Below are 19,237 nucleotides of genomic sequence, written 5' to 3'. Positions count from 1 at the left end.
GGGTACGCCCCGCACGCCGCCTTCGTGCCGCCCACCCGGGCGCCCAACGGGCAGCCGCTGGCCGGTTTCGGCGACCGGCTGCTCGCCTGGCTGATCGACACCGCGCTGGCGAGCGCGGTGGCCATGGTGCTCTTCCTGCCGGTCTTCCTCTGGCTGTGGTTCCGGATGTTCAACGAGATGATGACGGTCGCCCCGGACGGGACGGTGCCCGAGCCCGACCCGGCCACGATGCTGACCGACTTCTTCCTGCCGGTCCTGCTCGCCGAGGCCGGGCTGCTGCTGGTGATGTTCGCCCTCTACTGGCTCTACCACGTCGAGTACGCCCGCCGGACCGGCCAGACGCTCGGCAAGAAGGCGATGAAGCTGCGCATCGTCCCGCTCGACCCGACCGCGCCGCTGACCCGGGGCGTCCTCGGCCGGCGGTACCTGGTGGAGTTCGTCGCCGGCTCGCTGGTGCCCTTCGCCAACTACCTCGACGGGTTCTGGCAACTCTGGGACAAGCCCTGGCAGCAGACCCTGCACGACAAGTTCGCCGGAACGGTCGTCGTTAAGGTTGCACCGTGAGCGTGAGGAGTGAGCCGGGTTTGCGAGCCCCGCAGTCGCGAACTGAGATGACGCCGTGAAGCACAGCGAGGCACGGCCGTGAGCGTGCAGGCCGGCTGGTACGTCGACCCCGCCGACCCCGAGACCCGCCGGTACTGGGACGGCGAGGGGTGGGTCGGCGCGCCGATCCCCGTCGACGCCACCCCGCCCGAGGGACCACCGCCGCCCGAGCCGGCACCCGCCGCCGCACCGGCACCCGTCCCCGCCGCGCCGCACCCGGGCCAGCCGGCCCCGGTGCCGGGCCCGCACCCCGGCACGCCGGCCCCCGGGCCGTACCCGGGCCCGCCGGTCGGTGGCCCGGGACAGCCGTGGCCGGGGCAGGCCGGCCCGTGGCCTGGACAGCCGGGACAGCCCGGACAGCCCGGCCCGTGGGCGGGACAGCCGGGCCAGCAGGGACCGCCGCCGGGCTGGCCGTACCCCGGCTGGCCGGTACGGCCGCCGGCGCCGCGCCCGCACGGGCTGCCGCTCGCCTCGTACGGCGCCCGGCTGGTCGCCCGCCTGATCGACCTCGGCGTGGTGTTCCTGCTCAACGCCGTGGTCAACGGCTGGTTCGTCTGGCGCTACGTCGAGGAGATCTCGCCGTACCTGCGCGAGTCGGTGCGCCGGTCGCTGGCCGGGGACACCTCCACCGACGGGCTGCCCCAGCCGGGCGAGCAGGCCGCAGGGCTCCAGATCGCCATCCTGCTGATCGCCACCGCGCTGTGGTTCGCGTACGAGGTGCCCTCGATGGCCGCCCGCGGCCAGACCTTCGGCAAGCGGCTCATGGGTGTCCGGGCGGTGCCCGTCGAGGCGGACCAGCCGCTCGGTTTCGGCCGGGCCACCCGGCGCTGGAGCACGCTCGGCCTGCCCACCCTGCTCTGGTACTGCTGCGGCCTGGGCCTGCTGCTCCAGTTCGTGGACGCGGTCTCCCCGCTCTTCGACCAGCCACTGCGCCAGGCCCTGCACGACAAGCGGGCGCAGACCGTGGTGGTCCAGCTTCCCCGCACCCGGCCTGACACCCGTACCACCTCGCGCGACCGCGCCAACCCCCCGGGAGACACCCCATGACCGACACCGGACGTCACCAGCCTCCGCTGCGGCTCACCCGCGCCGACCTGGACGCGCTGCCCAACTACGTGCCCGGGCGCAGCCCGGCCGACCTGGCCCGGGAGCTGGGCCTGCCCGAGGCGATCAAGCTGGCCAGCAACGAGGTCCCGTACGGCCCGCTGCCCGGCGTCGTGGAGGCGGTCGCCGAGGCGGTCGCCGGCTCGCACCGCTACCCGGACATGGGCGTGGTGGCGCTGCGCCAGGCGCTCGCCGAGCGGTACGGCGTGGACGCCGACCGGATCGCCACCGGCTGCGGCTCGGTGGCGCTGGCCGAGCACCTGGTCCGGGCCACCTGCCTGCCCGGCGACGAGCTGCTCTACTCGTGGCGGTCCTTCGAGGCGTACCCGATCATCGCGGCGACCAGCGGCGCGACCAGCGTGCGGGTGCCGAACGACGCCGGCCACGGCCACGACCTGGCCTCGATGGCGGCGGCGGTGACCGACCGGACCCGGATGATCCTGGTCTGCAACCCGAACAACCCGACCGGCACGGCGGTCCGGAAGGCCGAGCTGGACCGCTTCCTCGACGCGGTGCCGGACGACGTGCTCGTGGTGATCGACGAGGCGTACCGGGAGTTCGTCACGGACCCCGAGGTGCCGGACGGCCTGAGCTACCTGGACCGGCCGAACGTGGCGGTGCTGCGCACCCTGTCCAAGGCGTGGGGCCTGGCCGGCCTGCGGATCGGCTGGCTGGTCGCCGAGCCGACCGTGGCCGCCGCCGTGCGCAAGGTGGTCACGCCCTTCTCGACGAGCATGGCCGCGCAGGCCGGCGCCCTGGCCGCGCTCGCGCAGGCCGACGAGGTCGAGCGGCGCTGCGCGCTGGTCGTCGCCGAGCGGGACCGGGTCACCGAGGCGCTGCGCAAGTTCGTCCCGGACGCGCCGGACAGCCAGGCCAACTTCGTCTGGCTGCCGCTGGGCGAGCGGGCCGTCGAGTTCGGCCGGGCGTGCGAGGCGCGCGGCGTGATCGTCCGGCCGTTCCCGGGCGACGGGGTGCGGGTCACCATCGGCACCCCGGCCGAGAACGACGCCTTCCTGGTCGCCGCCGAGGCCGCGCTGGCCTGATGGCGCAGGTCCGGGGCCGGTCCGTCAACCCCCCACGGACCGGCCCCGGACGCCTCGACCGACGGGATATTGGGAACTCTAATACCTTTTGTCCGTTTTGTCGAGCGAGCACCGGATCAGGTCGCGGCCAGGAGCACCGGCTCGGCCATCAGGAAGTACCCCTGGTCGTCGTCGTCCGGACGGGCCCGCTCGCGGAGCCGTTCCACCGCCACGTAGCCGCCCGCCGCGTGTGCCCGGCCGGGCTGCCAGCCGATCCCGTCCCGGCCGATGTCCAGGGCGAACCGGGACCGCTCCGCGCCGGTCGTCGGGTCGACGGTGACCAGCTCCCGCGCCTCGGTCAGCAGGTGCACCCGGCCCGGCTCGACCGCCAGGATCCGCACCGGTCCCAGGTCGGCCCGGCGCCACAGCTCCGCGCCGGTGCGGGCGGACCGGCCGGTGACCACGCCGCCCGCGATGACCACCGCGTGCTCGCCGTCCAGCTCGGTGTCCGGGCCGTCCAGGACGGCAGCGGCAACCGGATCGCCGGCGCCGGGGACCAGCCACCCCCGGCCGGTCTCGTCCCCCCGCCCGGAGGTACGCAGCCCGCGGCAGGCCGAGTGCCCGTCCCGGCAGCCGAGCGGCGTCACCACGAGCTGCTCCGGGGCGTCCGGCGGTCGCCAGCGGGTCCGTACCGCTCCGGTCGCGGCGTCCCGGAACTCGATGGTGGCCGGCCCGGCGCAGGAGTCCACCCCGAGCAGCTCGCCGGCGGCCGTCGTGCCCACGTCGGCGCGGCAGCCCCGCGCCACCTCCGCACGCCACAGCCGGCGGCCGTCCGCCAGGGCGTACCCGCCCACCGCACCGGGACCGGCGGCGACCAGCACGGCACGGCCGTCAGCGGCACGGGTCACGTGCAGGCCCGCCGGATCCCAGACCGTGGCGGCGTGGGTCCGGCGCGGCTTCGGCACGTCGCCCGGCTCCGGCCCGTCGGCCCGCCAGGCGACCCGCCCGGTACGCGCGTCCAGCGCCACCAGCTTCCCGTCGGACCAGCGACTGACCACCGTGGTGCCCTCGGCGAGCACCCCGACCAGCTTGGCCGGCCAGCGGCGGTACGACCAGAACGGGGTGACCCGGTGCTTCCCGGAGACGGGCTGGTCCGCGTACACCTGGCGGGCGCCCGCGTAGACGCGGAGCCGGCCGTCCACGACCAGCGGCGCCACCGGCAGCCGGCCGATCACCCCGACCGGCGGGGTCGGCGCGGCCGGGTACGCGCCCCGGGCGACCGTCTCGACCTCGGCGGGCGCGAGGACCCGGAGGATCACGGCGGCCGCCGCCGCGACGGCCAGCACCGCCACGACCGCCACCACGATCCGCCGCCCCGCAGGCTTGCCCATGCCGCACCTCCGCCCGGCACCCTACCCAGCGGCGGTTCCCGGGGGCCGCGCGCCCGGCCGGGGTCGGAGCCTCCGGCGGAGTCGGCTCAGGCGGCCTCGGCGGACCGGGTGGGCCCGACGGCCAGCGCCAGGTCGGCCAGGTCACGACGGAGGGCCCCCTCCACCGCACGGGCCGCCAGGCCGCCGAGGATCAGCGCCAGCACCCGCCCGTACGCGCGGGTCGGCACCGCCTCGTGCTCGACGGTGACCTCGGTGCAGCCGCGCCGCCGGCGCTCCACGGTGCGCAGCGTCCAGGTGATCCGGTAGTCGGCGCCCGCGCCCTGCGAGCTGAGCACCAGCCGCGCCGGGGCGACCGCCTCGACCACCAGGAACTCCTCCGGCTCGGCGACGCCGTCGGGCCGGACCCGGGTTTCCCGCCAGGCGGTGCCGGGCCCGAGGTCGCCGGGGCTGAGGACGTCGACCGCGCCGACCGCGGAGAGCCAGTCGGCCCGCGCCGGGAGGTCGGTGAGGAGCCGCCAGACGTCGACGTCCTGCGCTTCGATGAATGCGGAAACCGTCACCGTCGACATGGCACCTCCCGTGTCGTCCACGGTACGGGCCGTCACCGGGTAAGGGGAGCCTTGCGGTGACATTTCCACCACCGGTGCCCCGATCGGGGCACCGGGCGCGCGGTGAGCGGTCAGGAGCGGAAGGCGTCACCCCGGATCGCGGCGACGAACGCGGTCCAGCCCGGTGGGCTGACCGTGAGCGCCGGACCCTGGGGGTCCTTCGAGTCGCGTACGCCCACCACGCCGTGCGCGGCGACCACGTTGGTCGCCACCTCGACGCAGAGGCCCTGATCGTTGGAGCGGCTGCTGGTGCGCCAGACGGCGCCGGTCAACTCGGTCATCCTCGCGGTCCTTCCTGTTCCACTCGGGTGCGCCCCGGCCCGCACCGCCGGGGCGTACGCAATCCGCGACGATCAACGGCGCAGGAAACGCCCCCGGTCGCACAGCGGGTGCGACCGGGGACGCAGAGTGAACAGGCCGACTCAGCGGGCCGGCAGGACGGTGCCGCTGACCTCGCCGAGGGCGATCGTGGTGCCGTCCGGGCCGGGCGCGGTGGCGGTGATCGTCACCGTGTCGCCGTCCTCCAAAAAGGTGCGGGCGGCGCCGTCGGCGAACTTGACCGGCTCGGCCCCGCCCCAGGTCAGCTCCAGGAACGACCCGACCTGCCCGCGCTCCGGGCCGGAGACGGTGCCGGAGGCGTAGAGGTCGCCGGTCCGCAGGGAGGCGCCGTTGACGGTGAGGTGGGCGAGCTGCTGGGCCGGGGTCCAGTACATGGTGGCGAAGGGGGGTTCGGCGACCCGCTCCCCGTTCCACTCGACCGACAGGCTCAGGTCGAGGCCGAGGTGCGGGGTGTCGCGCAGGTAGTCCTGGACCGGCGGGTCCTGGTCGGGCGCGGGCACGAAGGCGTCGGCCAGCGCGTCCAGCGGGGTGACCCAGGCCGAGACCGAGGTGGCGAAGGACTTGCCCAGGAACGGGCCGAGCGGCTGGTACTCCCAGGCCTGGATGTCCCGGGCCGACCAGTCGTTGACCAGCACCACGCCGAAGACGTGGTCGGCGAAGTCCCCGACCGGGACGCGGTCACCGAGCCGGCTCGGCACCCCGACCACGAAGCCGACCTCGGCCTCGATGTCCAGCCGGACGGAGGCGCCCGTGGTCGGGCCCTGCGCGGTGGGCCGCTGGCCGGCGGGGCGCACCACGGGGGTGCCCGAGACGACCACGGTGCCGGCCCGGCCGTGGTAGCCGATCGGCACGTGCTTCCAGTTCGGCAGCAGCGGCGGCTGGCCGGGGCGGAAGATCTGCCCGACGTTCGACGCGTGGTGCTCGGACGAGTAGAAGTCGACGTAGTCCGCGACTTCGAACGGGAGCAGCAGTTCCACCTCGCGCAGCGGCACCAGCAGCGGCTCCACGGCCGGCCGGTGCGCCGGGTCGGTGAGCAGCTCGGTGACCCGCTGCCGCACGGCGGTCCACTGCGGACGGCCGAGCGCCATGAAGTCGTTGAGGGTGTGCCGCCCGAGCGCGCCGGCGGCCAGCACCAGCCCGGCGGCCTCCGCACCCGCCAGGTCCAGCACGAAGTCACCGATGCGCACGCCGATCCGCGGCTCGCGGTCGCCCTGCCGGAACACCCCGTACGGCAGGTTGCTCACCCCGTACGGCGAACCCGCCGCACCAGTCACCCAGCTCATTCCTCGAAGCCCCCGTTCACCAGCCCCAGCCGGATCAGATCGGTCAGTGGTTCGGAGATGCTGCACGAGCCGTAGCCGACCCAGAGCGGCCGCTCGGCCTCCTGGTGCGCCCGGGCCAGCTCGACCACCCGGAGCGGGTCCGTGGCGGCGAGCAGCTCGGCCACCCCGTCGACCTCGGCGCCCCCGGTGGCGGCCAGCGTCGCCGCCAGCACGTTGACGAACCCGTGGTGGGTGAAGCCGGTCTCCGGGTCCCGGTGCCGGAGCGCCTGGTGCAGCCCGGCGGTCAGCTTGAACGGCAGCCCCCGGTCCCGGCAGGCACAGATCACGGCGGCCAGCTCCACCGGGGTCGGGAAGAGTTCGGCGGCCAGCCCGCCGGTGCGGAACTTGGCGGCCACGGGCAGCCCGCCGGCCCGCGCCGCGGCGAGGGCGTCGAGCGCGCCCATCAGCCCGAAGGTCAGCGGGATCTCCGCGTACACGGTGGTGCCGGTGACGCGCTCGGCGAGCTTGAGCAGGTCGGCCAGGCCGGGCTGCGGGTCCTCGCCGCGCTTGGCGACGGGCGCCTCGACCTGGCGGACGGCGAGCCGGGCGTCCGCCTCGGCCAGGGCCGCCTCCAGGCGGCCGACCGGCACGTCGCCGATCACGCCGACCGCCAGGGTCGCCTCCGGAGCGAGCAGGTCGGGCAGGTCGGGCAGCGTCGAGGCGGGCAGGAGCAGCGGGCCGACCAGGTCGGCGTACCACCCGGTCCGATGCCGGCGGTGGGCGGTCACGGCGTCCGGCAGCGGGGCGCTGCCGGGCGGGAAGACCGCCGCGTCGTCGACCAGGCCGGCGAAGAGGCGGGGCACCTGCGTTGACACGAGACAAGAATCTACGGGACGCTACAAGGAACGGACAACTGCGTCCGATTATCGGACGTCACCGGCCGGAGAACGGGACATATCGGGAGGCGAGATGCCGTACTACCGCAGCGTCGGCGAGGTGCCCCGCAAGCGCCACACCCAGTTCCGCCAGCCCGACGGCACCCTCTACGCCGAGGAGCTGGTCGGCCAGGAGGGTTTCTCCTCCGACTCGTCGCTGCTCTACCACCGGCACGCGCCCACGGCGATCGTGGCCGCCGAGGAGTTCGCCCCGCCCGCCTTCACCCGCGCACCCAACCTGCCGCTCAAGCCGCGACACCTGCGCACCCACAAGCTCGACGGCGCCGGCGCCGACCCGGTGCTCGGCCGGCAGTACCTGCTCGCCAACGACGACGTGCGGATCGCCTACGTGCTGGCCGACCGGCCGTCGCCGCTGTTCCGCGACGCCACCGGCGACCACTGCCTCTACGTGGAGTCCGGGACGCTGCGGGTGGAGTCGCCGTTCGGCGTGCTGGAGGCGGTGGCCGGCGACTACGTCGTCATCCCCACCTCGACCATCCACCGCCTCGTGCCCACCGGCGACGAGCCGACCCGGCTGCTCGCCATCGAGGCCGCCGGCCACGTCGGCCCGCCCAAGCGCTACCTCTCGGTGCGCGGGCAGTTCCTGGAGCACTCGCCCTACTGCGAGCGGGACGTCCGCGGACCGGACACCCCGCTGCTGGTCGACGAGACCGACGTCGAGGTGCTGGTCCGCCACCGGCGGGGTTGGACCCGGTACGTGTACGCGAACCACCCGTTCGACGTGGTCGGCTGGGACGGGCACATGTACCCGTGGGCGTTCTCCATCCACGACTTCGAGCCGATCACCGGCCGGATCCACCAGCCGCCGCCGGTGCACCAGACCTTCCAGGGCCCGAACTTCGTGATCTGCTCGTTCGTACCGCGCAAGGTGGACTACCACCCGGGCGCCATCCCGGTGCCGTACAACCACCACAACGTCGACTCCGACGAGATGCTCTTCTACACCGGCGGCAACTACGAGGCCCGGCGCGGCTCCGGCATCGAGCAGGGCTCGATCTCGCTGCACCCGTCCGGCTTCACCCACGGCCCCCAGCCGGGCGCCGCCGAGCGGTCGATCGGGGCGGAGTTCTTCGACGAGCTGGCGGTCATGGTGGACACCTTCCGCCCGCTGGATCTCTGCGACGCCGCGACCGCCTGCGAGGACGACGCGTACGCCTGGACCTGGGCGCGCCGGGCCTAGCGCCGGGGGTGATGGCCGGGCCGGGCGAGCACGACGAACTCGGCCACCACCGTGGCCGTGATCCCGGCGACCAGCGGCCACGGGCCGCCGACCAGCGCGTAGAGCACCAGCAGCACCGGGGCGGCGGCCACCGCGCACACGGCCAGGGCCAGGGCCGGATCGGCGCGGAACAGCCCGGCCACGATCGTGCCCAGCCGATCGGGCAGCCGGGCCGCGTACCGCCGGGCCAGCAGAGCCCCGCCGACCGCGGTCAGCACCGCGAGGATCCGGGACGGTCCCGGCGCGACCGGCGCCAGGAAGGCGACCAGCACGCCGGCCACCAGCGACCAGCCCGCGCCGTAGAGAACCAGCTCGCGCAACCCGTCCGCCACGGTCCGGCGGGTGTCGCCGCCGGCCGGGTCCAGGGCCGCCGACTCGGCCAGGTGTTCCAGCGCCTCCGCGTAGCGGCGCTGCTCCAGCCGGAGCACACCCGTGTCGTGCCGCGCCTCGGCCAGCGCCGGATCCAGCCGCAACGCCTCCCGGTAGGCCCGCTCGGCCAGGTCGTACAGCTCCAGCCGGGCCGCGACCAGACCGAGCACCAGATGCGCCTGGGCGGTGTCCGGAGCCAGCTCCACACCGCGCCAGGCGGCGTTGAGCGCGGCCTGCCCGTTGCGCGCGCCGGCCAGGATCGCGGCGGCGCTCCGCTGGGCGTACGCGTCGTCCGGGCCGAGCGCCAGCATCTCGTCAGCCGTGCTCGCGGCGGCCTTCCACCGGCCCAGGTCGACCAGGGCGAAGCCGCGCGCCACCAGCGGCGACACGGTCCCGGGGGCGGCGGCCACGGCGGCCTCGGCGATCGGGAGCGCCTCCGCCGGCCGGGCTGCGGCGAGGTGCACCCGGGCCAGCATGGTCAACGCCGCGGCGTTGCCCGGATCGGTGGCGAGCGCCCCGTCGAGTTCCTCGGCGGCCTCGTCGTACCGGCCCAGTTCGGCGAGGAGCTGCGCGCGCTGGACGAAGCCGTCGGCGGCGGACTGGTCGGGGGCGGCGTCGTTCGGCATCCCGCCGAGCGTAACCGCCGGCCGCTGCCCCCGCCGCCGGCCGCGGACGCCGGTCAGGCGCTGTGGCAGCGGGACCGGTCCGGCGAGCGCCCGCAGGTACCCAGGCTGCACCAGCGCCGCAGCCCGCTCTCGTCCAGGAAGAGCCACCCGCACCGCTCGTCCGGGCAGCTGCGGAGGGCGAGCCGGCGCGGGTCGGCGAGCAGGTGGGCCGCACTCCACGCGACCGCGTGCAGGGGCATCCGGAGCCCGGCCGCGAGGTCCGGCCACCAGCGCCCGCGACCGTCGGTCTCGCGCCGGAACACCAGCTCCTTCGCGGCGGTCTCCGCGTACCGGGCGACCACCTCGAACCCGTGCCGGCCGTCCGGGTCGGTCAGGCACCCGTACAGCGCGTGCCGCAGGTCCCGGGCCTCGGCGAGCACCGCCTCGGCCCGGTCGGGGTCCCGCCGGGCCAGGTGCAGCAGCCGGCCCACCGAGACGTCGTCGACCAGCCCCACGTGCCCGGCCCACACGGCCAGGGTGCGGTAGCCGCGCAGCCACTCGGCGCCCGGCAGCGGCGGTTCGTGCCCCCATCCGGCGAAGGTGTTGCAGAAGTCCAGCGCCGGGTGCCCCCCGACGCTCCAGGGCAGGCACTCGTCGCGTACCCGGACCTCGTAGACGGGCCGCCCGGGCCGGTCCAGCCGGTCGTCGCCTCGCAGGATCCGGCGGTGCACCTCCCGCAGGCGCGGTCCCGGCTCGACGCCCAGCTCGTCCACCAGCAACTGCCGGGTGGTCCCGTACAGGCGCAGCGCGTCGGCCTGACGGGCACCCCGGTACAGCGCGGTCATCAGCACGGCGACGAGCTGTTCCCGGGCCGGGTGCCGGGCGGCCAGGGGCATCAGCTCGGCGACCGCCCGGGCGTGCTGGCCCAGTGCGAGCTGCGCCTCGGCACGCAGCTCGACGGCGACCAGCCGGAGCTCCTCGACGGTCCCGTGCAGCCGGTCCCGCAGCTCGCCGTCCGCCGCGTCCGCGAGCAGCGGCCCGCGCCAGAGGGCCAACCCCCGGTCGAGCAGCCGCACCCGCTCGGCGGGGTCGGCGGCGGCGCCGGCCGCCCGCACCAGCTCGCCGAACTCGTCGACGTCGACGCGATGCTCGTCCGCCTCGACGAGGTAACCCTGCCCCCGGGTGCTGATCCGCACCCCGTAGGGCGTCAGCGCTCCCCGCAACCGACCGATGTACGTCTGCACCGCACCGCGGGCCGACGCCGGCGGCCGGCCGTTCCAGAGCAGGTCGATGAGGCGGTCGGTCCGGACCATCCGTCCCGTGTCGAGCAGCAGCACACCGAGCAGGCAGCGCTCCTGACGGCGGCTGCCGACCTCGACCGGCCGGCCCTGGTGGCGGGCCTCGAAAGGTCCGAGCAGGCGGAACTCCATACCGAACAGACAGCCTGGCGCGGGCCGGCGGTTGTCATCCACAGGTGAGCGGATGGTGAGCGCACCGGCGGCCGGTCCGGCAGCCGGGCGGACCGGGCCGGCTGGAGCGGCAGGCGTGGTGGGTCCGTGGTGAGCGGGCCCGGTGATCCTGGTCCGGCCCTGACCAGAAGCACGGATGGAGTGACAATGCGTTTCAAGATGAGCGTCGCGGTGGCGTCGGTCGTGGCCGCGATCGTCACGGCCCTGCCCGGCTCGGCGTCCGCCGCCACCGGCGGCAGCGGCCACGGCGCCTGGGAGCCCGCCCCGCAGGAGGCGTTCGAGATGCCCGCCGGAGCCCGGTGCGACTTCGCGGTGCGGGTCGAACCGATCGTCGACGAGGTCCGGAAGCTGACCCTGGCGACGTACCCGGACGGCTCGCCGAAGCGGGAGCTGTTCACCGGCGCCCTGATCGACCGGGTGACCAACCTGGAGACTGGAGCCACGTCCACGGCGGACGCGAGCGGCACCTCACTGGTCGTCTACGGCACCGACGGGTCGATGACCTGGTACGTGACCGGGCCGGTGCTGCTCGGCTTCCGGGAGAACGCGGGCTCGCTGCCGAAGGGGCTGTGGATCGTCGACGGCCAGTTCACCGTGGAGTTCACGCCCACCTTCGACAAGACCATCACGATGCTCCACGGCACGACCCACAACGTCTGCACCGACGTCGACTGACCGGGCGCGGCGACCGGGCCACCCCGGTCGCCGCGTCACGCCGCCGGCGCCTCGTACACGAGGGCCACCGCGATCCCGGTGAGCCCCTCGCCGCGCCCGGTGAAGCCCAGGCCGTCGGTGGTCGCGGCGGACACGGTGACCGGCGCGCCGACCGCCGCGGAGAGCACCCGCTGCGCCTCCTCCCGGCGGGGACCGATCTTCGGCCGGTTGCCGACCACCTGGACCGACACGTTGCCGATCTCGAAGCCGGCCGCCCGGACCCGCCGGGCGCTCTCGGTCAGCAGGGCCACCCCGGACGCGCCCGCCCACTCCGGCTGGTCCACCCCGAAGTTGGCGCCCAGGTCGCCCAGGCCGGCCGCGGAGAGCAGGGCGTTGCAGGCGGCGTGCGCGGCCACGTCGGCGTCCGAGTGGCCGGCCAGGCCGTCCTGGTCCGGCCAGTGCAGGCCGGCGACCCAGCAGGGCCGCCCGGCCGCGAAGGCGTGCACGTCCGTCCCGATGGCCACCCGAGGAACGATCATGAACCGAGAGTACGCGTCAGGCGCCGGTGGCCAGCAGGTGCTCGGCCAGGGCCAGGTCGAACGGGCGGGTGATCTTCAGGGCCAGCTCCGACCCGGGTACGCAGACCACCGCGACGCCGAGCTTCTCGACGAGGCCGGCGTCGTCGGTGAGCGCATCGCCGGCCGCCTCGTGGGCGGCGGTCAGCACCGACCGGCGGAAACCCTGCGGGGTCTGCACCGCGCGCAGGGCGGCCCGGTCGACCGTGCCGAGGACCCGCTCGCCCGCGTCGACCTCCTTGACGGTGTCGACCACCGGCAGCACCGGGATCACCCCGTCGTGGCCGCCGCGGACGGCCGCGGCCACCGACTCGACCAGCTCGGGCGGGGTGAGCGCCCGTGCCGCGTCGTGCACGAGGATGATCTCCGGACCGGCGGGGACGGCGGCCAGCGCGGCGGCCACCGACGCCTGGCGCTCGGCGCCGCCGGGGACGACCGTCACCGGGGCCACCGGCGCGAGCAGCAGCCGCACCGACTCGACGTCGGCGGCCGGGGCGGCCACCACGATCGTGTGCACCGAGGGTGCGACGGCGATCCGGCGGACCGCGTGCACCAGCAGCGGCTCGCCGGCGAGCGGCCGGAGCGCCTTGGGGGCGCCCGGGCCGAGGCGTACCCCGGCGCCGGCCGCAGGAACAAGGACCGCGACGTCACCGCGCGGATTGAGCTGCGCGGTCACGTCGCGGTCCTCGGATTCGTTTGCTACGGGGTGGGTACGACGACTGCTGTGGATCAGGCCTCGGTCAGCACCTTGTCGAGCAGCGTCTCCGCCTCGTCCTTGGTGCTCTTCTCGGCCAGCGCGACCTCGCCGACGAGAATGTCGCGTGCCTTGGCCAGCATGCGCTTCTCACCCGCGGAGAGACCCCGCTCCCGCTCCCGACGCCACAGGTCGCGGACGACCTCGGCGACCTTCAGCGGGTTACCGGAGGCCAGCTTCTCCAGATTCGCCTTGTAACGCCGCGACCAGTTGGTCGGCTCCTCGGTGTGCGGTGCACGGAGCACGTCGAAGACCTTGCCCAGGCCCTCTTCGCCGACCACCTCGCGCACACCCACGATCTCGGCGTTCTCGGCGGGCACCCGGACCGTCAGGTCACCCTGCGCGACCTTCAGGACGAGGTACTGCTTAGGCTCGCCCTTGATGACCCGAGTCTCGATTGCCTCGATGAGTGCGGCCCCGTGGTGGGGGTAAACAACGGTCTCGCCGACACTGAAAACCATAGGTTCGAAACCCCTTTCGCTGTGTCTAGGGTAACACGCTCAGGCACCGATGTCTCACCGCTGTCCTGACCGTTGGCGCAGCTCAGGGGCCCTGTGAGAGGTATTTCTTCAGCTTGACAGGCGGTCTAGCCGATGGTTTCGACACGCTCCGTGACCAGTGGATGACAACCCGGTAAGAGTGACGGAAGCGTTCACATCTAGGGCTATGCGCTCCTCCCATGGTAGCTCCGGAATTCCAGATGCGCCCAGGTGTGGCGGTACGACGACCGGTGCGGGACGCTGGAGATGGACTGACGTCCGCTCCCGAGACGGCTCCTGGGGGTCCGATGGGCATGCCTGACGCTGAAGGCCACGGGCCGCCGGACGGGCTGCCCGACCTGCCCCCGGAGTGGGGCCGGGTGGTCGTCCCCGACGACGCCTCGGCGCTGGCCGAGGAGGCCCGTCAGGTCCGCCGCGAGCTGCGCCGGGCCGACCGCCAGGTCGGCCAGGGGCCGCACCTCGGTCCGGCCGTCCGGCCGTCGATCGGGCTGCCGGTCCTGGTCCTCCTGGTCGCCGTGCTGATCACCCTCACCGGGCTGGCCGCCGTCACCTGGCCCCGGGCCAGCCGCTCCGGGGGCGCGCCCACCGTGCTGCCATACCCGACGGCCCCCGTCGGGCCGCTGCCCGCGCTCGACCTGGTCGGCCCCGACGACGCACCGGTGCCGCTGCGCAGCCTGCTGCCCGCCATGATCGTCCTGGTGGACGCGTGCGCCTGCACGGAGCAGGTCAGCATCGCGGCGGCCGCCGCGCCGCCGGGGGTCACCGTGGTGACCGTCACCGAGGACCGCGCCGCCGGCGCCGCCACCGCACCAGGGGTACGCCCGCTCGCCGACCCGGCCGGCGGCCTCCGCTCCTACCTGCACCTGTCCGCCCATCCCGGCACGGCCGCCGCCCTGCTGGTGGACCGGCAGGGCGCCCTGGTCCGGGTGGTGCCGGAGTTGGGGCCGGTGACCGACTACCGCGACGACCTGGCGCGGCTGGCCGGCTGACCCGCGCTCAGTTGAGCTCGTCCAGCCGGGCGTCGAGGTCGACCTGGTCGCGGGCCGCGGTGAAGCGCACCAGGAGCGGCCCGCCGCGCGCCGTCACCACCACGCGGTCAGCCGGCCCGTTGCAGCTCAGCCCCAGCTCCGTCTCGTCCTCTGACGAGCCGGTGAACCCGACGGAAACCGCGCCCGCGCCCGAGCACGAGACTGTGAGCAGGAACCGGGCACCGTCCGACGCATTCGCCCGGCGGGTCACCGGGCCGCCGTCCGGCATCAGGAGGGACTGCTCCCGCCACACCGTGTGCGAGACGTCGCGCCACCGCGCCACCCCGTCGGGATTCTCCTCGATCACCACCGGCTCGTCCGGATCCGCCTCCGGCCCCGGCACCACCCGACCGGTCTTCACGTCAAGCGTCACCCGGAGGCCGGGTTCGAGGAAGGCGCCGGCGGACGCCGCGGGGTCGGGCCCGGTCCGCCCCAGCGCCGGCTCCGCCGCCCGCCACCAGGCCGCACCGGCCGCCAGCGCCGCCACCGTCAGGCCGGCCAGCAGCGCGCGCCGGATCCGCTCGTCGGGAGCCACGCGCAGAGCGTATCGGCGCGCGGCGGCGGCCACCGACCCGTCAGGCGGTGCGCTCCAGCAGGGACGCGTAGAGGGTGAGGCCCGGCCCGAAGGCCAGCATCACCACCCGCTCCGGCGGCGTCTCCGCCCGGCGCAGCCGGTCCAGGATCAGCAGCACCGTCGGCGACGAGCAGTTGCCGTGCTCGTCCAGGACGGCCCGGGACACGGCGAGCGCCGTCGGCGGCAGGGCCAACTCCCGCTCCACCACGTTCAGGATGCGGGGGCCGCCCGGGTGCACCGCCCAGCCGTCCACGTCGTCGCGGTGCCACCCGTGGCGGGCCAGCAGGTCGTCCACCAGGCCCCGGACGTGGTGCGAGAGCACCTGCGGCACCTTCGGTGACAGCCCCATCCGGAAGCCGGTGTCGGTGACGTCCCAGGTCATGTGGTCGGCCGTGGAGGTGTCGGTGACCGAGGTGACCTCGCGCAGCGCGTACCCCCGGCCGCCGGGGACGACCACGGCGGCGACCGCGGCGTCCGAGAAGAGCGCGTGCGAGACGATCTGCTGGGTGTCCACCCGGGCACCCGGCGGCTGGATGTGCAGGCTGGTCAGCTCCGCGCAGAGCAGCAGCGCGGGGCGGCCCCGGGCCGTCACGAAGTCGCTCGCCGCGCCCAGCCCGGGCAGGGCCGCGTAGCAGCCCATGTGCCCGACGAACATGCGCTGGGTGTCCGGGGCCATGCCCAGGTCCCGGGCGAGCAGGATGTCCAGCCCCGGGGTGGCGTACCCGGTGCAGGAGCAGACCACGAAGAGCCCGACGTCACCGGCGTCCAGGCCGGCGGCCGTCAGCGCCCGGCCGACGGCCTCCTTGCCCAGCGGCAACGCCTCGACCTGGTAGCGCCGCATCCGGCGTTCCGTGGGCCACTCGGAGACGTCCTCCAGCAGCGGGTTCACCGCCGCCTGCCGGCGGGACACCCCGGAGTTGGCGAAGATCCGCTCGGCCAGCGCCCGGGTGGTCCCGGAGAAGTGCTTCGCGAAGAAGCCCGCCCACAGCTCGTCCTGCGCGGCGGACGGCGGCTGCGCCGTACCCAGGCCCGCGATCACCGGCACGCCCATGTCCCCCACCTCTCGTCCCGCAACCCCACGCTTCACCAACGAGGCCCGCCCGCTCACGACTGCGGCCCTCGCAAAACCGATTCACCAAGCCACCTTCGTTCGCGACTGCGGGGCTCGCAGGACCGGCTCACTCCTCGCGCTCACCAAGCCACCCTTCGTTCGCGACTGCGGGGCTCGCAGGACCGGCTCACTCCTCGCGCTCACCAAGCCACCCTTCGTTCGCGCCTGCGGGGCTCGCAGGACCGGCTCACTCCTCGCGCTCACCAACGAGGCGCCGAACCGTCGCGGTCCGGGTCCCCACCGAGCGCGGCGATGCCGAGCCAGTCGGCGCAGACGTCGGACGTGGCCGGGTGCAGCGAGCCGCACCGGGCGTCCCGGTAGAGCCGCTCCAGGGGATGCCCCCGCCGGGTGGCCGAGGTGCCCGCGGCCTCCAGCATGGACGCCGCCACGTCGGCCGCCGTGGTGCCGGCGAGCAGCTTCGCGCGCCACACCCAGCGGTTGGTCTCCTCGTCGCCGGGTGCCTCGTCGACCCGGCGGGCCGCCTCGGCCACCACCAGCTCGGCCGCCGCGACGGCCGCGTCGGCCCGGCCCAGCCGGGCCCGGACCGCCGGCAGGCCGGCCAGGTTGCGGGCGTTGAGGTGCTCGGCCGCCGCGTCGATCGAGGCCCGGGCCACCCCGACGTAGACGGCCGCGTAGCTGGCCACCAGCCAGTGCGGCATGAGCTGGGCGACCACCAGGGCCAGACCCTCCACTCCGCCGAGCAGCCGGTCGGCCGGCACGGTCACGTCCAGGTGCAGGTCGTGGGAGGAGGTGGCGCGCATGCCCAGCGAGTCCCAGGTGGGCTCGACGGTGATCCCCTCCCCGGCCGGCACCAGGAACTGGGAGACCACCGACTGGTCGGTGGCGCTGCGGGCGGCCACCAGGTAGCCGTCCGGGTGGCCCGCGCCGGAGCAGAACGTCTTGCTGCCCTTGAGGTGCCAGCCGCCCTCGGCGGCCTCGTAGACCGTGCTGAGCTGGGACAGCCGGGCGCCGGCGCCGCGTTCGCTCATGGCCACCGCGTACCAGGCGCCCTCGGCCGCCGCGCGGAGCAGCCGGTCCCGGGCGGCCAGCGCCTCATCGGGTACGCCGAGCGCCTCGGCCAGCTCCTCGGTCACCGCCCCCAGCGCGCCGGTGACCGAGGCGTGCATGTTGAACACCAGCGCCGTCGCGCCGTTGCCCCGGGCCAGCTCGGTGGCGACCGCGGCGTACTCGGCGAAGGTGGCGCCCAGGCCGCCCAGCTCGCGCGGCACCATCAGCCCGAACAGGCCGGCCTCGCGGAGGTCGGCGAAGTCCTCGACCGGGAACGAGCCGTCCCGGTCGTGGTCGGCCGCGCGGGCGGCCAGTCGCGGCGCCAACCTGCGGGCCGCCTCCAGCGCGTGCACAGTCATGTAGCCCCCTTCTCGGCGTCCCTTTACCCCGGGCGGCCCCCGCTACCCGCTCCGGTGCCCGCGGCCCTGGTAGAGCACGGCGGTCGACCACGTCGGCACGATGCGCGGCTCCGTCCGGGCGGGACGGTCGCCGCCGCGCAGCCGGCGCAGCAGCCAGGCCAGTGTGCCGCCCAGCTCGGGGCGGATCCCGCGCAGCCGCAGCGCCACGCCGTGGCGGGCGCATTCGGCGGCCAACGCGCGGGCGTCCACGAACAACCGTGGATCGTGGATGCCGCGCGGCACGGTGGGCAGCCGCTCGCCGAGCTCCACCGCGACCAGCCGCGCCAGCAGGGTGTCGTTGAGCGTGTCGAGCACCAGCAGGCCGCCGGGCCGCAGCAGCCGGCAGGCCTCGGCCACCGCGCGGCGCCAGTTCGGTACGTGTTCCAGCAGCTCACCGGCGGAGACCACGGTGGCGCAGCCGTCCGCGAGCGGGACGGCGGTGGCATCGCCCTGGATCACCGTCACGCCGTGCGCGGCGGCCTGGTCGAGGGCGGAGCGGGTCAGGTCCACGCCGACGTGCCGGTAGCCCTTGCCGACCAGGTGGGGAGCGAGCAGGCCGGCGCCACAACCCAGGTCGACGAGCAGCGCGTCCCTTTCGGACGCCGGTGGCACCATGGCCGCACGGGCCCGGGCCAGCCAGTGCAGCATCGCGAACGCGCCGTCCGGTCGCCACCACTCGCCGGCCAGGTCGTCGTACTGGCGGGGATCGTTGGGCGGCAGCACCCGGGGTGGGGTGGACACCGGTGCCGCGTCTCGCATGGACCGAGCGTGGCACGACTCCCCGGTAACGACCAGACTTCCCTTATGTCGATGTCGGTGTTAGGGCTGGTCAAGGCGAGCCACCCGGAGCCGGCCGCCGCGGTGACCGTGGTGGCCGGGCTGCTCGCCCGGGCGGTGGGGCACGGTCCGGGCGGGGTCGCCGTCGTGTCGCTCACGGTGCTGGCCAGCCAGCTCGCCGTGGGCTGGAGCAACGATCTGATCGACGCCGACCGGGACGCCACGGTGGGGCGTACCGACAAACCGGTGGCCACCGGCGCGGTCTCGCGGCGGGTCCTGGCCCGCGCCACCGTGCCGGCCGCCGTCGCCACCCCGCTGCTGGCACTGGCCGCGGGTCCGGCAGCGGCGCTCTGCGCCACCCTCGGCCTGGTCTCGGCGCTGCTCTACAACTGGCCGCTGAAGTCGACTCCGGTCTCGGTGCTGCCCTACGCGGTCTCGTTCGGCGCGCTCCCGGCCTTCGTGGTGCTGGCCCTGCCGAACGCGCCCGCGCCACCGGTCTGGTTGGTCGCCGCCGCGGCGCTGCTGGGCGCCGGGGCGCACTTCGCCAACGTGCTGCCGGACCTGGCCGACGACGCGCGGACCGGGGTGCGCGGGCTGCCCCACCGGCTCGGGCCGGCGGGCAGCCGGGTGGCCGCCGCCGGGCTGCTCCTCGCGGCCACCGTGGCGCTGGTCGTCGGCCCACCCGGACCGCCGTCGTGGGCCGGGTTGGCGGCGGTCGCCGCCGCCGTCGGGGTCCCGGCCCTCGGCTGGTACGCCGGACGCACGGCGACCGGGGACGGCGCCCGACCGGTGGCCGCCTTCCGGGCGGTGATGGTCGTGGCCCTGATCGATGTGGTGCTCCTGGTGGCGAGCGGTCGGGTCGTCTGACCGGTCCCCTCGAAGGTGGCAATACCGGGTCGGCGTGCGGGCCT

21 protein-coding genes are annotated in these 19,237 nt (G+C 75.1%); 7 read left to right on the top strand and 14 right to left on the bottom strand.

The window, feature by feature from the left end; all coding sequences use genetic code 11:
- The 3 genes from F8274_RS11020 to hisC all read left to right on the top strand — a co-directional run.
- The coding region (locus F8274_RS11020; RefSeq protein WP_225853718.1) for an RDD family protein at window positions 1–564 on the top strand (564 nt) is incomplete at its 5' end.
- A gap of 78 nt (window positions 565–642) precedes the next feature.
- Window positions 643–1,650 (top strand): RDD family protein, encoded by a 1,008-nt coding sequence (locus tag F8274_RS11015; protein ID WP_151462193.1) that lies wholly within the window; start codon window positions 643–645, stop codon window positions 1,648–1,650.
- Complete coding sequence (gene hisC / locus F8274_RS11010) at window positions 1,647–2,750, top strand: histidinol-phosphate transaminase (RefSeq protein WP_151462192.1); 1,104 nt, start codon at window positions 1,647–1,649, stop codon at window positions 2,748–2,750. The genes F8274_RS11015 and hisC overlap by 4 nt, the downstream gene beginning before the upstream one ends.
- Before the next feature lie 116 nt (window positions 2,751–2,866).
- Here hisC and F8274_RS11005 read toward each other — a convergent pair whose 3' ends face one another.
- The 5 genes from F8274_RS11005 to F8274_RS10985 form a co-directional block, all read right to left on the bottom strand.
- Window positions 2,867–4,120, bottom strand: a complete 1,254-nt coding sequence (locus F8274_RS11005) for a PQQ-binding-like beta-propeller repeat protein (RefSeq protein WP_151462191.1) — start codon at window positions 4,118–4,120, stop codon at window positions 2,867–2,869.
- 86 nt (window positions 4,121–4,206) lie between these two features.
- Entirely contained in the window at window positions 4,207–4,689 is a 483-nt protein-coding gene (locus tag F8274_RS11000; RefSeq protein ID WP_151462195.1) for an SRPBCC family protein, read from the bottom strand.
- A 110-nt stretch (window positions 4,690–4,799) separates the two neighbouring features.
- Window positions 4,800–5,009, bottom strand: coding sequence for a DUF397 domain-containing protein (locus F8274_RS10995; RefSeq protein WP_151462190.1), 210 nt, complete (start codon window positions 5,007–5,009; stop codon window positions 4,800–4,802).
- A gap of 141 nt (window positions 5,010–5,150) precedes the next feature.
- Window positions 5,151–6,350 carry a fumarylacetoacetase gene (fahA, locus tag F8274_RS10990; protein WP_151462189.1) on the bottom strand — a complete coding sequence of 400 codons (1,200 nt, stop codon included), beginning with the start codon at window positions 6,348–6,350 and terminating at the stop codon, window positions 5,151–5,153.
- Window positions 6,347–7,204 (bottom strand): hypothetical protein, encoded by an 858-nt coding sequence (locus F8274_RS10985; RefSeq protein ID WP_151462188.1) that lies wholly within the window; start codon window positions 7,202–7,204, stop codon window positions 6,347–6,349. Before F8274_RS10985 ends, fahA begins: the two co-directional genes overlap by 4 nt.
- A 94-nt stretch (window positions 7,205–7,298) precedes the next feature.
- On the opposite strand from F8274_RS10985, the gene F8274_RS10980 reads away from it, so the two are divergent.
- Window positions 7,299–8,465: a homogentisate 1,2-dioxygenase gene (locus F8274_RS10980; RefSeq protein WP_151462187.1), complete on the top strand. Its 1,167-nt coding sequence runs from the start codon at window positions 7,299–7,301 to the stop codon at window positions 8,463–8,465.
- Here the strand turns inward: F8274_RS10980 and F8274_RS10975 are convergent.
- Window positions 8,462–9,499, bottom strand: coding sequence for a lipopolysaccharide assembly protein LapB (locus F8274_RS10975; RefSeq protein ID WP_151462186.1), 1,038 nt, complete (start codon window positions 9,497–9,499; stop codon window positions 8,462–8,464). The two genes, F8274_RS10980 and F8274_RS10975, sit on opposite strands and share 4 nt — an antisense overlap.
- A 53-nt stretch (window positions 9,500–9,552) precedes the next feature.
- Window positions 9,553–10,908, bottom strand: coding sequence for a BTAD domain-containing putative transcriptional regulator (locus tag F8274_RS10970; protein ID WP_151462185.1), 1,356 nt, complete (start codon window positions 10,906–10,908; stop codon window positions 9,553–9,555).
- A 186-nt stretch (window positions 10,909–11,094) separates the two neighbouring features.
- On the opposite strand from F8274_RS10970, the gene F8274_RS10965 reads away from it, so the two are divergent.
- Window positions 11,095–11,622, top strand: coding sequence for a hypothetical protein (locus tag F8274_RS10965; RefSeq protein WP_151462184.1), 528 nt, complete (start codon window positions 11,095–11,097; stop codon window positions 11,620–11,622).
- A gap of 35 nt (window positions 11,623–11,657) precedes the next feature.
- Here F8274_RS10965 and ispF read toward each other — a convergent pair whose 3' ends face one another.
- Genes ispF through F8274_RS10950 form a run of 3 tightly spaced genes read right to left on the bottom strand, consistent with a single transcriptional unit; the run spans window position 11,658 to window position 13,391 of the window.
- Window positions 11,658–12,140: a 2-C-methyl-D-erythritol 2,4-cyclodiphosphate synthase gene (gene ispF / locus F8274_RS10960; RefSeq protein ID WP_151462183.1), complete on the bottom strand. Its 483-nt coding sequence runs from the start codon at window positions 12,138–12,140 to the stop codon at window positions 11,658–11,660.
- Window positions 12,141–12,156: 16 nt separating this feature from the next.
- On the bottom strand, window positions 12,157–12,852 hold the full coding sequence (gene ispD / locus F8274_RS10955) for a 2-C-methyl-D-erythritol 4-phosphate cytidylyltransferase (protein ID WP_151462182.1): 696 nt from the start codon (window positions 12,850–12,852) through the stop codon (window positions 12,157–12,159).
- 53 nt (window positions 12,853–12,905) lie between these two features.
- On the bottom strand, window positions 12,906–13,391 hold the full coding sequence (locus tag F8274_RS10950) for a CarD family transcriptional regulator (RefSeq protein WP_091626665.1): 486 nt from the start codon (window positions 13,389–13,391) through the stop codon (window positions 12,906–12,908).
- A gap of 326 nt (window positions 13,392–13,717) precedes the next feature.
- On the opposite strand from F8274_RS10950, the gene F8274_RS10945 reads away from it, so the two are divergent.
- Window positions 13,718–14,419, top strand: coding sequence for a hypothetical protein (locus tag F8274_RS10945; RefSeq protein ID WP_151462181.1), 702 nt, complete (start codon window positions 13,718–13,720; stop codon window positions 14,417–14,419).
- A 7-nt stretch (window positions 14,420–14,426) separates the two neighbouring features.
- Here the strand turns inward: F8274_RS10945 and F8274_RS10940 are convergent, their stop codons facing one another.
- From F8274_RS10940 to F8274_RS10925, 4 genes are all read right to left on the bottom strand, one after another.
- Window positions 14,427–14,993 (bottom strand): hypothetical protein, encoded by a 567-nt coding sequence (locus tag F8274_RS10940; protein ID WP_151462180.1) that lies wholly within the window; start codon window positions 14,991–14,993, stop codon window positions 14,427–14,429.
- Between the two features lie 40 nt (window positions 14,994–15,033).
- Window positions 15,034–16,083: a type III polyketide synthase gene (locus F8274_RS10935; protein ID WP_151462179.1), complete on the bottom strand. Its 1,050-nt coding sequence runs from the start codon at window positions 16,081–16,083 to the stop codon at window positions 15,034–15,036.
- Between the two features lie 260 nt (window positions 16,084–16,343).
- Window positions 16,344–17,510: an acyl-CoA dehydrogenase family protein gene (locus tag F8274_RS10930; protein ID WP_151462178.1), complete on the bottom strand. Its 1,167-nt coding sequence runs from the start codon at window positions 17,508–17,510 to the stop codon at window positions 16,344–16,346.
- A gap of 42 nt (window positions 17,511–17,552) precedes the next feature.
- Window positions 17,553–18,308: a methyltransferase domain-containing protein gene (locus F8274_RS10925; protein WP_151462177.1), complete on the bottom strand. Its 756-nt coding sequence runs from the start codon at window positions 18,306–18,308 to the stop codon at window positions 17,553–17,555.
- A gap of 45 nt (window positions 18,309–18,353) precedes the next feature.
- Here F8274_RS10925 and F8274_RS10920 point away from each other — a divergent pair, with 45 nt between their 5' ends.
- Window positions 18,354–19,193, top strand: coding sequence for a UbiA family prenyltransferase (locus tag F8274_RS10920; protein ID WP_151462176.1), 840 nt, complete (start codon window positions 18,354–18,356; stop codon window positions 19,191–19,193).
- Window positions 19,194–19,237 lie beyond the last annotated feature (44 nt).

The organism is Micromonospora sp. AMSO31t, from assembly GCF_008868175.1.
In the GTDB taxonomy this organism is placed as follows: Bacteria; Actinomycetota; Actinomycetes; order Mycobacteriales; family Micromonosporaceae; genus Micromonospora.
This window is presented reverse-complemented; position numbering and strand designations above follow the sequence as displayed.